This window comes from Tunturiibacter lichenicola (genome assembly GCF_051013355.1).
Classification (GTDB): Bacteria; Acidobacteriota; Terriglobia; order Terriglobales; family Acidobacteriaceae; genus Edaphobacter; species Edaphobacter lichenicola_F.
Window position 1 is genome coordinate 1,381,843 of the sequence record NZ_CP132944.1, and the last position, 12,864, is coordinate 1,394,706.

The window sequence follows — 12,864 nt, forward strand, 5'->3', positions numbered from 1 at the left end:
ATCCCTTGTATATCTCAACTGCGCGTGAAGTTTGGGATACGAGTGGGATCTGTGTGGCTAGATCCCACTCGCGTACTGCTGTAATGGTAGAGGGTTAGAAGGAGTAACGCAGGCTGGCCTGCATTGCACGCTGACCGGTTTTGCTGGTGACTTTGCCGAAGGTAGCGTCGGTGTAGGTCGAGTCCGGAGCGGACCAGTTTGGGTGATTGGGAAAATCGAAGGCGTCGAAGCGGAAGGAGAGAGCCTGGCCTTCAAAGGTTGCGAATCGTTTTTGCAGGCTTGCGTTGAAGCTTGCCTGACCAGGGCCGTAGATCAGGTTGCGATTATGCTGCGGGGTGAAAGTGCCAGCAGCAGGAAGTGAAAATGCGCTCGCGTTGAACCATGAGTTGGCGTCTTTCCCGATGGAGAACTTGCCATTGCCATGGAGTGTGGCGCCAGGAGCGATTTGAAGGAACTGTCCCTGGAAACCTGCACCGACACCTGCGATGTCCTGGCTGGTTGCGACGTTGAAGGGAGTTCCCGTCTGGAACTGGTAGGCCTGCGAGAGCTGCCAGCCTCCGAGCGCTTCATTCGCGATGCGGCTGTTGCTGCGAAAGGGGATGTGATAAACGGAGTTGAGGACGAGGACCTGACGGAGATCATAGTCTGCTGTGCCGCAGAGGCCCTTCGGATCATCTGCGTTAGGCAGAATGTTCTTCTGGAAGGAGCCACAGTCGCGAGAGTGAGCGTAGGTGTACGCGACTCCGAAGCCGAGGCTGTGGCTGAAGCGATGATTCACATCGATCTGCAGACCTTGATAGAAGGCAGTGTCTCCCTGATAGACCTCGGTGATGGCAGCGTAACCGAGATACGGGCGATGCGCGTTGACTCCGTTGGTGCCGAAGGCCTGCGCGGTTCCGATGGGTGCCTGGTTCACGTCGGATTCGAACTGCTGGTGTAACGAATGGCGGCCCACGTAGGAGACGTCCGCTACCGTATCGAAGCCGAGTTCGCGCTCGACGGATACGTTCCAGATGTAGGCTTCTGGCTGTGGGGACTGCTGATTGATGTCGCCGGAGAGAGTTGGAAAGGAGCCGGTTCCGATTGCGGTGCCAGCGGGGTTGTCTACGCTGCCTCCCGTGATCGAGACGACCTGTTGTAACGGTGCAAAGCCGCCGAGAAATACGTTGTCGGAGGTTCCCTGCCGGCTGGTGTAACGGCCGAAGCCGGTACGCAGAACCGTCTTGTTGTTGAGCGAATAGGCTATGCCAACGCGGGGCTGAAAGAGGAAGTTCTGCACGTGAACGTAGCCGCGCGGTAGATTGTGGAAGAGGTTGTTGTATTGGCCGGTTACAGCGATGGGAACGTGAGCGGCTGCGCTGGCTGTGAAGCCGTTGCCAAAGAGAACGGTTCCATCGAGTGGGTCGCCGCTGCCAGCTATTGGATTACCCGTTGCCGGGTTGACCTTTACAGCAGTAGCGGAGTTGTAGAAGGCAGGGTCAAAGGTCCCGGCGTTGTTCCAGATGCTGTAGAAGGGGTGAATGCTGGTGTATCGCATGCCGAACTCGAGGTGGAGTTTTGGCGTGACCTTCCAAGAGTCCTGCGCGAAGAACTCAAACATGTTGGCGCGGCTGGGTGTCTCGTTGCGTGGACCAATCTCGGAGTAAGTGTTGAAGATGCCGAGGGCCGCGTCGGCGAGGTCGTAACCGGTGCCGTTGGTGTTGGTGCTTGAGAAGTCGAACTTGCCGTTCTGGTTGTTGGTTTGGCCTGGAGTGGAGTTTGCGAATGCGATCTGGTCGTCGTCGTTTTCGCCGGCGCGCTCGTAGAGAGCGCCACCGCGCACCGTGTGATTGCCGATGATACGCGTGAAGGTGTCTGCGAAGTCGAATATCTCGCCCTGAGAGTGAGAGGGGTAGGTGCTGCCGTCGAGCGTTGTGATTCCGGTCGTATCAAATGCGATGGTGGGGATTTTGTTGGGGAGATCTTTTCCGGCAGGAAAGAGATAGGGATAGTTGATGCCGTAGGCGGTGCGGTTGTAGGTACCGGTCGATGTATCGATGCTCAGACGTGCGGCGTCGTGGCTGGCAGTAAAGAGAAATTCGTTGGTCGTGCTGGGGCCAAAGGTGTGGACGTAATCGAGCGAGCCGGTCTGATTGGGGCGGCTGTAGATGCGGGGTACGATGTCATAGTTCGACGTCGCGAAAGGATTGACTTCGTGATAGTAGAAGTGGATGAGGCGGAAACGGATGTAGTCCTTCTCTGTTGGAACGATGTCGAGATTGCCGCTGTCGATCTGCTGTTGGATGGGATAGTGTGCGGTCTCAAGTAAGTTGGCTGCGCCGATTTGGAAGCCTGGTGTAGGTGTGGGGAAGGCAGTGAGCAGACCGACACCGTTGGGACTGAGACGATTCCTGGGGATCATGTTGCCGGGAAAACAGCCGGGGCCACCTGCCTTCGGATCGCAGGGGAGACCGGATGCGGGGTCTTTGATGTGCTGCGCCACGGAGCTGAAGTCGCCGTTTCGGAAGGCTGCGTTGGGAACGGTGTCGGTCTCAGTGGAGAGCGAAGGATCGCGGACGAAGGCCTCGGAGTAGAGGAAGAAGACCTTGCCTTTGGGCAAGACATGAGGGATGTAGAGAGGGCCGTCGAGAACGAAGCCAAACTGGTTGTAGGTGAACGGCGCAACGTTGTTTGTTTTGAGGACTTCGGGGTAATTTGGATTTGAGTTGTTGGCGTTCGCGTTGCGAACCCAGGTGTTGGCGTTGAGGACGGGGTTCTGGAAGTACTCGTACGCGCTGCCGTGGAAGTGATCGGTGCCGCTTTTGGTGATGATTCGGATTTGACCGCCGATCGAACGACCGTACTCTGCGGGGTAGTTGGTTGCGAGTACCTGAACCTCTTCGACCGCGTCGAGGTCGGGTGTGCCGACGGAGTCGCCGCTGGCACGGATGCGGACAGCGACGGCGCCATCGTAGGTGAGGAGATTGTCGCGCTCGCGCGCTCCGTTGATGTTGATGGCACCGAGGCCAGTGCTGAAGTTTGAGGAGGAGACGGTGCTGGTGATACTGGTGATGCCGGCCTTGGTGAGTGCAAGATAGATTGGGTTGCGGCCGTTGAGGGGAAGATTGTCGGCCTGACTGCTGGTGATGACTCGGCCAAGGGTTGAGGTGTCGGCCTGCAAGGTCGTCTCGTTTGCGGTGATCTCGACGGATTCGTTGTCTTTGCCGACCACGAGCGCAATGTTCACCGTCGCTGGAAGTGCGGGGTCGAGGTTGTTGTTGGTAGAGGTGATTGCGTCGAAGCCCGGTGCCACGACCTTGACTGTATATTTGCCCGGTGCAAGGCCGGCGATGGTGTAAAAGCCGGATTTGTTGCTGACGGTTTTGTGCTCGGCGCCGGTCTGCTCGCTGATGACAGTGACGCCTGCCGCTCCTACAACGGCGCCGGAGGGATCGGTGATGACGCCTGCGATGGAGGAGTTGTCAGACTGTGCGAGGAGCGCTGATGGGTTGATTGCTGCGGTGCCGATGAGCAATGCGGCAAGCAGAAGACGGAAGGCACTGAATAGTTTGGCAGTGCGCGAATTCAGTTTGGCAATGGGAGCTTCGTTGGGATTGGCTGATGGAGCGAGGACTTTCGACACACATGCCTCCTGGCGAGAACGCAAGAACTGTTGATTTGAAGCGTTACGGGACGTCCTCCCACCAAACGCGGGGAGGTCGGCGACGAATACTCTGCGAGGTTCTACGTCTTATTTTGTTGAGGGCTCAAGCAACGAATCGACGCATCCGGATGACGCGGTAATTGGATTGCAGCGGGCAACCAGACCATGTGGAAGGGCGACGAAGAATCCAGTCCAACGCGAGGGTTCGGAGGATGGGTAGTCGGTACTTAACATCTGCGCGCCGCTGGAGAGTGCGACGTCGGCGCGGGTGTGGTCGTTGGTGCGTGCCGCTTCGGTGCCGTCGTCGGTGCGGGTGCGGATGAGATATCCCTGGCGGGCGAGTGCGTCGATCTCAGCCTTGGTTCCGTCGTTCTCTTCTGTGAAGGCGGCATCGGGAGCGCCTGGGACAGCGTTGGTAAAGATGAGGCGTCCGCGAAGGGCTGAGTGACCCTGTGTGTAGACCTTTTCGACCGGTCGCTGATCCATGAGAAAGATCACCTTGCCGCGAGCGTTTGCGAGAGTAGGCCAGCCACCTGTCTTTTTGCTGGCAGGCGAAGCACTGATGGTCTGAATGGCTTCGGGCAGGGTGTCGTAGCTTCCACGAACCTGGTCGGGTGTGATCATCTCATTCAGGGAGAAGACGGAGCGGATTTCGGCATCGAGCGCGTCGAAGGTCTCGGAGGTGAACGGCTCCGGCTGGTGAGGCTGCGGTGCTGCTCCTTCACGGCCTTGCTTGGTTTCGACCAGAATAAAGATGGGCAGGTGTTGCGGATGCTGTTGTGACCAGCCACGGATGATCGTGAGGCAGGCGATAAAGGTGTGACAGGAGCTGCGCTGGTCGACATCGAGGACATGCATGACCTTGAAACCGGGCTTGTCCATCTCATGTTGGGGATCGAAGTCCGGATCGGCGGGGAGGCCGGCCTCGGCGACCTTGTCGACGATGGCTGGATGCGAGTAGCGTCCGCCCTTCGAGTCGGCGTAGATGTCAATCTCGAGCTGGCGAACGCCGCCGGTCAGTTGATCGGCCAATGGCGCATGGGCATAGTCGAGTTCATGCATCGCTTTGGGATTCTTCTGCTCAATAAGCTTCTGTTCGCTGGGAGCGATGCCGGAGTGATAGCTGTTGTGACTGCCGATCACCTGAATCTGGTTGATGCGCAGGGTTTGATCCTGCTTGAGTGTGGCGCTCTGCTGTCCAAAGGCGCTCAAGGGAAGCACCATGAAGAAGGGGAGTGCTGCTTGAAATTTCGTCATTCTATCTTTCATCCTCCAAAGGTAGTCGAGGAAGCTGGCTTGCTGCTGCGGTGTCTGACGTGCATTGCAGCCTTGGCCGCCGGCTCGTTCATTCTGTTCTCGTTGTGATTCGATCATCTTGTATTGCAATCATCTTCGTAAGGTGGATCCACTGTGTAAAGAATGCACTCCACGTAAAGGTGTGGAGTGGCATCTCAAAGGAAGGAAGGCAGTTTAATGGAGGTCGTATATAAATATTTGATACTACTGTAATGTCTAATATTTCATATATTTTATGGATTAATAGGCCTGTAACATGAAGTGCGCTCCGTCGATGTCTACTAATGACAGTGGAAGATCCTTCGATGAGCAGATGGGAAGAACTTGCCGAGTCTGGACGTCCTACAGGGACGGCGGTTGCAGACCATATTTTTCGATTCGAAGAGGACCCTCGGTGGCACGTCGCGAGACGTGTGGCCGCCAGCAAAGGATTTGCCAAATCTAAATTTTTGATCAGCTTCATCCTCTACATCTGCGAGAAGAGCTTGCTCGATCAGACGGATGAGATCACTGAGCAACTCATCGGCGAACACGTCTTTCGACGTCCGCAGGGGTATAACCCGGGCGAAGATAATATTGTCCGGAACTATGCGCGCCTCATGAGGCAGCGGCTTGAGGAGTACTTCAACGGCGAAGGCCTCGATGAAGCTATCCGAATTGCTGTTCCGCGTGGGGGTTATGTGCCTCTTTTTATTGGAGAGGATCAAGTCGTCGGGGAGAGTAGACCGCAGCCGGCGCATGAGGGGTTGATCGAAGCGGACTCAGCTCAAAAGGCGGAGAAGACGGTTGAAACAATACTGAATGAACCGATGCCTCCGCCCGGTGTTTCCTCCTGGGGCCTTAAAGCATTATGCGCTGTTCTGTTTATTGCGCTTGTCTTCGTAGTGGCGCATGACATGCGTGTTAAGACTCATGAGCAGAGTGCTTCGGATCGATTTTGGAAGATCTTCTTCAGTCCGTCGCGGGATACGCTGGTAGTGCCGGCCGACAGCGGTCTGGTGATCTATCAAGATTTGACGAAGAGACGCGTGTCGCTTGCGGAGTACGCTGCGGGGGAGTATCGGACGCACGCGACTACACCGGTTGGCGTCGATTCGGCGATGGTCAATGAGCTTGGAGGACGCCGCTATACCAGCGTCGTCGATCTCCATCTCGTCTCATCCATCTCTCAGCTTCCCGAAGTAGTGAAGGACCGGTTCAAGGTGCGGTACGCTCGCGAGGTTACGCTGGATGATTTAAAACAATCCAACGTCATCTTGTTGGGCTCCTTCGATTCCAACCCATGGGTTGAGTTGTTTCAGAAGAACCTGAACTTCCAATTCGAACCACAGCCAAAGATCGATGACGTTGTGATACACAATCTTCGACCGATGGCTGGAGAGAGTGCGGTATATAAGACCGATCAGACGGATCCCGCGCGGAGCACATTTGGTTTGATCGCCGTTACTCCGAATCTGGATGCCAGTGGTTATGTCCTTCTCATCGAAGGAATCAACATGGCTGGGACGGAGGCTGCGGCAGATTATCTTTTCAGCGACGCCTCGGCGCCACTCTTGCGCGAGATCTTCGATTCGAAAGGCAACATGCTTCCGTTTGAAGTTCTGCTTGAGACCAGTAACATCGGCGCGAATGCTCCGCGTCCACGAATCGTCTCTCAACGCATTCTGCGAAGATGATTCGCTGCCACTGAATATTCGCTGCTACTCAATCGTTGTTCGCAAAAGACTGTCTAAATATGTAGTCTCAACTTCCAACGAGTCAGCAACGCTGAGAGCGCAAGGATGAGCGCGGTAAAGATCGCACACCGCAGAACTCCCAGGAGACCGAAGTTGGCGTGGGTAGAGAAGTAGGTGAACCCGCAGGCCGAGACGATGAAGAAATAGAAGTCCGGAAGGAGATAGGTGAGCAATGTGTTATCTCCCGCGGGGCGTGTGAACGCTGCCCAAGCGAGTGACTTCTTAACATCACATGCCCAATAGAGGATGGTGAAGAGCAAGATGCTGCTGCCTATGCTGTAGAGGCACCACGTAGGTGTGGCGCGAATCTTTGAGATGCCAAGCGGGGTGAGGAGCCATCCGAAGACGAGTGCGGCTGCACCAAACAAGGTAGCGGAGATAGCTTTCTGGCGAAGCGTTGTGGCTTGCGCGCCGTGGCCTTGTACGAAGATGCTCGAGGTTGCGACACCTGCCATTGCGATGGAGGCCATTGCACCGTTGCCGAATGGCCAGATGTACAAGGGAAGTCTGCCGGGGAACGGGATCCACTTTCCGGTCGAGGCAATACAGAGTGCCGTGAGGATGAGGAACCATGCGAAGGGAGCAGAGCGCCATCGTCGTGTGATGAGGTAAAGGAAGGAGACGGCGAGGTAGGTGTAGCCGAGAAAGCCGAGGATCTCAGGGTAAGAGGTGGCGATCCATGCGGTTTCTCCGTTCGTTGTCGTTCTGCGGAAGATGGCGAACATCACAACCATCAAAGCGAGGCCCACGAAACGAAGCACGCGGAACAGAGTTGCGTAGCGGTCGGAGCGTGGGTAGACATTCCAGAAGAGGACTGCACCGAGGAGTGCCAGAATTGCCCAGAGATCTGTTCCTATCCCCATCAGTGCGCGATTGCCTCCTTCGGCATTCGCAAGAATGAGACCAAGTACGATCAGGGCGATGGTGCGTTGAAAGATATGGAGCCACAGCTGGGGCATCGAACCGTTTTTGCGGATGCGGTGTTCGAGTGCGATGGGAATCGTCATTCCGAGTATGAACAGGAAGGCGGGGAATACCATGTCGACGTACGTCATCACGTTGATCTTTGCAGGAGCGTGATAGTTCCACCAGGGAAGACCTTTGACTTCTGCCAGTTCGTTGACAAAGATCATGAGGGTCATCGTAAGGCCGCGAAAGATGTCGATCGATGCAACGCGTGGGGCGCGAGTCAGTTTCTCTGTGCTGGCAGTTGGGAGCGCAACCGTCGAATTCATCGTGCCTCCGGTGTGGGGGGTACATCATGATGCAAGCCCGCGTCGATGGATTGAAGCAGAGCGCCATCCGAGTCGCCGGAGTACTCCCAGAACATGATGCCAGCTAACTTTTGGTCGAGAACGTACTTGCACTTCGTCGTGAGCGACTCCGGGTCTTCATACGAGATGAAGATCTTTGCGTCCTGATCGTAAAGATAGGGAGCGGAGGCTTTCGTGTCCCAGTAGCGAACGTAGCCGCTACTCTTCATGTTCACCAGCTTGCTGTAGGGGAGGTAGGTATTTGGTGCTTCGGTGCCAGGTTGAAAGAGTCCCTGGTCGGTGGCGGACACGTTCGCCCAACTCTTTCCGTAAAAGGGGACGCCAAGAACAATTTTGGCTGCGGGAACTCCGGCGCTCTCATACTCGTGTACGGTGCGGTCTGCGGAGATTTTTTTTGGATCGGCCGGGTTAGTGAAGAGAGGCGCGTGGTGTCCGGTCGTCTTATCCCAGACGGGAACATAGTAGTCGTAGGACATGAGGTTGATCGTGTCCACATAGCGCTGCACTTTGGCCATCTCGGTATGTTCGAGAAAGTCGGTTGAGGCGCCAGTGGCGATCGATGTGACTAAGTGCCGGTGAAGTTTTTTTTCTTCGTGATTGAATCGTTGTCTTAATTCTTTGAGCAGCAGAGTGTAGTTCTGTTTGTCTTCGGGACGAAATCGATTGTTGTTGCCGGTCATGCCGGGGTATTCCCAGTCGATATCCAAGCCGTCGAGGTTGTATTTGTTCACGAATTTTACTGCGCTCTCTATAAAGAGGCGGCGGCTCTGCTTCGTGAGGGCCATGTCAGAGAAGTTACCGGACCAAGTCCAGCCGCCAACCGAGACCAACACGGTCAGACTGGGGTTGTCGTGTTTTAGAGAATTGAGGGCAGCGAAGTTTTCAGCATCGTGCGCAAAGCCTTCCACGATTACACCGTTCTGGAGATTTGCAAACGCATAGTTGATTCGCGTCACTTTGTTTGCTGCCACTTCACCGGGCGCAATGATTCTGTCTTTTAGAAAGATGTACGCAATGATCTCTTTTTGAGGTGGGGGAGTTGTCGCGGCGCTAAGAGGAAGAGAGAGGCACATCGGCAGAACAAGGATAGCGAACCATAATAAGGTCGGGTTCCGCCATGCAAGATGGGTATAGCGATAGTTGCTGCAGTGCATGGTTACTTGCGCTCCATTAGTCTCGAGTTGTCTGCACTATATCGCGATTCAAGCATTGATGGTGATTGAGGAAAAAAGAAGGACGGCGAAAAACTCTCGCCGTCCTTTTTGGTTTTTTGGGATTCGGTTAGAAGACAAACTTCAGTGCGAATTGGATGTTGCGAGGTTCATTGACTGTGTTTGTAATCTGACCGAGTTCGTTGCTGACGTTATTGCTTGGAGGAGCCAGGCTGACCATGTTGAACGCGTTGAGGAAGTCGGTGCGGAACTCGATGTGAGTGCCCTCCGTGATGGCGAAGTCTTTCGATAGAGAGAGGTCGATCTGCTGATAGCTCGGAGCGCGCTCCGACCCAACGGAGGCGTTTCCAAAGCTAAAGGCACTCTGTTCACTGTAAGCACAGAGCCCATTGTCTGTGTCGCTTGCGCAAGACGTTATCGAGGGATCGGTTCCGAACCAGTTAGTCTGCGTGCGATTGGCTATCTTCAAAGTACGAAGGTGATTCGCGCGTGATGCCCTGGCGTTGACCGACTTGGTGTAGAACGCATTTGAGGCCATGGTGATCGGGAAGCCAGTGTGGAAGCTCATGATCGTGCTGAGCTTCCAGCCGCCCACGATCTCATCTTCGAATCGGTTCATACCGCTACCAAACTGTCTTCCGCGACCGAACGGCAACTGGTAGTAACCCGAGATGGAGAGGTTGTGTCTGGCATCGAAGAACGTCGGACCGTAGTCTCCTCCACCGTTGTAGGCATCCTGCCAATATGCGCTTTGTGAGTCTCCAGCGCCGCCGCTCGCGCCGTAGTAGCCAAGGTTATTGCTCAGGCCCTTGCTGTAGGTCCAATCAGCGAGGAATTCGAGACCATGATTCAGACGGCGGCGTGCAGTTACCTGAAGCGAGTTGTAGTTCATGACCGCTTCCGACTCGGTGTAGCTGATCTGATTGATCTGGCTCAACGCGGGATTGAGTACGGAGAGAGTCGTGATCGGCAGCGCACAGTTGAGGCATGGCCGTTGATTGCCCTCGCGTGGATCTACAAGGTGATTCCCGTTCTGTCCCAGATAGGCGACGGTCAGAGAGGTGAAGTTGTCGACCTGGTATTCGGTTGTGAGGTTGTATTGCTGAATGAGCGCGGGTTTGAGGTTTGGCTGCCAGGCACGCACGTTTCCTGCGTACACCGAAGGATCGGATGGGCGGTAGAAACCATTCGTGACGCTAAGGAATTCGGCTCCATTCGCGCAAGGATTCCCACCCGTGCAGGATGAATCGACAAAGAAGGGTGGATTCAACGTAAGTCGAAGATTCGCTCCTGTACCTTCGAGGAAGTTGGTAATTCCATAGCCGCCACGAAGTACGAATTTTCCGTTTAAGGATTCCGGTGACAAGGCAAATCCTATTCTCGGCATGAATCCTGCGTAGTATGCGTTATAGAGAGCACGAGGTGCGCCGTTGACACCAGCGTTGGTTATGACTCCGGTTGTCAGGTTGATGTTTGCCTGCTTGTTGTTGACCTCTACGTAGGGCTGATCGTACTCCCAACGCAGGCCGAGATTGATAGTCAAAATTGGTGACACCTTGAAATCGTCCTGAACAAAGAAGGCATCACGATACTGTCGTTGGCCCCATCGACCAGTCAAGGCACCTTGAGCTTCCGAAGTGACCTGGTCGTTTAGGAAGTCTTGCACAGATCCGTTGAAGTCAAAGAAACCGAGAGTACCGTCATTGCCGGAGTAGTAGCGGTTCTCCTGGTAGCGTAGAACCTGGGCGCCGAACTTCAGCGTCTGCCTGCCGTGCTGCCAGGTGAGATTATCTCCGTAGGTGTAGGCATTAACGATACTGTCGCTATCGATTCCACCATAAGCGCCGTTGCCGTCTTGTCCCTGTGGGGCGCCGATGTCGTCGACAGTACCGGAGTTGACTCCGTTACCAATGACTAAGGTACTGAAACCTGGTACAAGCTGCGTGCCTGGAATACCGAGCTTTGCGTTGCCGGTGAGACCCCATTTGCCGGAGACGTCGGTCGGTGTCTGGATGTAGCGAGTACGACCCATACCCGCGCGGGCATCATTGACGAGGCTGTTGGAGATGACGTGCGTCCAGTTGATGATGAAGCCGGTGTAGGGATCGTTGTTATTGGTTGGGATGTCCGTGGGCAGAGCAACTTTGGAGTAACCATCGTGCTCGCGTCCGATGGAGAAGCGGCCTGAGATCGTGTCTTTCTGCGTTGCATTCCAGTCGATCTTGATGTCGCCCTGATCGTTCTGTGTGGCCTGGCCCGATGAGCCGATATAGTTTACGGAGGTGTCTGTGACCGCATTGGGCTCTGGATATAAATCGGGGTTTGCAAAGAGATATATTGCAGCAGGATTGGTGATTCCGGGAGTAAGCCGATCTGCCGCAGAGACGACCGTACGGTTTTCTACGGTGGAGAAGTGCTGGCGGGCTCCCTGATAGTCCACAAAGAAGAAAAGCTTGTTGTGGAAGATGGGCCCACCCAGTGTGCCACCAAAGATCGCACGATTGAACGGCGCACGCGGAGCTCCCGTCAGGTTTGCGGCCCACGTGTTGGCATTCAGATTTTGATTTTCACCGAAGAAGAATGCATTGCCGTGAAACTGGTTCGTCCCGCTCTTGGTGACCATGACGACCTGGCCGCCGTTTGCATTGCCGTACTCTGCGGTCGCGTTGCCAGTGATGATCCTGACCTCGCCGAGCGCATCCACGTTGGGGCTATAACCGATGTAGTTATCGATCGCCTCGTTGATGTCGGCACCGTCGAGAGTGTAGTTGTTTGTTTGTTCGCGGTTGCCGTTGACGAAAAAGCCGCCGTTGTACTGACCACGGCCCACGTTGTCCAACGCCATCGGATTAGGAGAGATGGCTCCCGCAACTAATAGCGTGAGTGAAGAGAAGTTGCGTGACTGCAGTGGCAGTTCTGTGGCCGCTGCCGCAGTGATGGTATCGCCGGTGGTGGCGTTTTCAGTATTCAGAATGGGTGCGGCGTCCGTGACGACGACGTTACTGTTCGCACTGCCCACCTTCATTGCGACGTTGACCCTGGCTTCCTGGTCTACTTCAAGCGTAAAGACGCTCGTGGTTTGCGGGGAGAAGCTGGACGATTCAACGCTGACCTTGTACTGCCCAATCTGTAGAAAACGCAGGGAGTAGATGCCGCTCTGGTTGGTCAGTGTGGGAGTGGCCACGCCCGTGAGTACGTTGGTGGCGGTTACTTTAGCATTTGCCACAACTGCCCCGGTTGGGTCGGTCACGAGGCCGGTAATGGTGCCGGTAATAGTTTGCGTGAATGCCGGTAAACAGGTCAGGATGACCAGAGCTAACGCCAAGAGGGTATGACAGCCTAGATTGAGTCCTTTGCGCATCGCGTTCCTCCAAAAATAGCTTTTCGAGTAAATGACTGTTGGGCTATATCAAATTGTGTATCTGGCTGCGTTGGCCGAAGATGCTTGTTTGTACGTCTTGCAAGCTTTAGCAAAACAAGACCCATTGATAGGGGCCTCATACATGCTTGGTAGTGCGAAACAAAATGAATTGGTAGTGCTCAGCAACAACGTTCTTGAAAAAACGAGAATCTAACCTTTTTCTCAAGTTATTCAGAGTGCTTGATTGCGGAGAGCCCCTTCTTGAATCGTGGTCTAAAGGCTTGGCAAATTGTTTACAAATTCAAAATGTGCGGATGCCAGATCGTATAGACAACTGTACTGAAGTGCAAGAGAAATTTTCAAATTCCTCCAGTGATGTTTT

General features: G+C 54.8%; 6 protein-coding genes. 1 reads left to right on the forward strand and 5 read right to left on the reverse strand.

The features are described 5' to 3' along the window. Positions 1 to 94: 94 nt before the first annotated feature. Together RBB82_RS06000 and RBB82_RS06005 are read right to left on the reverse strand one after the other, a co-directional pair. Positions 95 to 3,622 (reverse strand): carboxypeptidase regulatory-like domain-containing protein, encoded by a 3,528-nt coding sequence (locus RBB82_RS06000; protein ID WP_433974202.1) that lies wholly within the window; start codon positions 3,620 to 3,622, stop codon positions 95 to 97. A 108-nt stretch (positions 3,623 to 3,730) separates the two neighbouring features. Beyond that, a complete protein-coding gene (locus tag RBB82_RS06005; RefSeq protein WP_433974203.1) occupies positions 3,731 to 4,900 on the reverse strand; it encodes a phosphatidylinositol-specific phospholipase C1-like protein in 1,170 nt (389 codons plus the stop codon). Between the two features lie 344 nt (positions 4,901 to 5,244). Here RBB82_RS06005 and RBB82_RS06010 point away from each other — a divergent pair, with 344 nt between their 5' ends. Beyond that, the gene (locus RBB82_RS06010) at positions 5,245 to 6,615 is read left to right on the forward strand and encodes a hypothetical protein (protein WP_433974204.1); all 1,371 of its coding nucleotides are present in this window, start codon (positions 5,245 to 5,247) and stop codon (positions 6,613 to 6,615) included. Positions 6,616 to 6,668: 53 nt separating this feature from the next. Here RBB82_RS06010 and RBB82_RS06015 read toward each other — a convergent pair whose 3' ends face one another. The 3 genes from RBB82_RS06015 to RBB82_RS06025 form a co-directional block, all read right to left on the reverse strand. Then, positions 6,669 to 7,910, reverse strand: coding sequence for a DUF5009 domain-containing protein (locus RBB82_RS06015; RefSeq protein ID WP_433974205.1), 1,242 nt, complete (start codon positions 7,908 to 7,910; stop codon positions 6,669 to 6,671). Then, positions 7,907 to 9,103, reverse strand: coding sequence for a glycoside hydrolase family 18 protein (locus RBB82_RS06020; protein ID WP_433974206.1), 1,197 nt, complete (start codon positions 9,101 to 9,103; stop codon positions 7,907 to 7,909). The genes RBB82_RS06015 and RBB82_RS06020 overlap by 4 nt, the downstream gene beginning before the upstream one ends. Positions 9,104 to 9,230: 127 nt before the next feature. Further along, complete coding sequence (locus RBB82_RS06025; RefSeq protein ID WP_433974207.1) at positions 9,231 to 12,482, reverse strand: carboxypeptidase regulatory-like domain-containing protein; 3,252 nt, start codon at positions 12,480 to 12,482, stop codon at positions 9,231 to 9,233. Positions 12,483 to 12,864 lie beyond the last annotated feature (382 nt).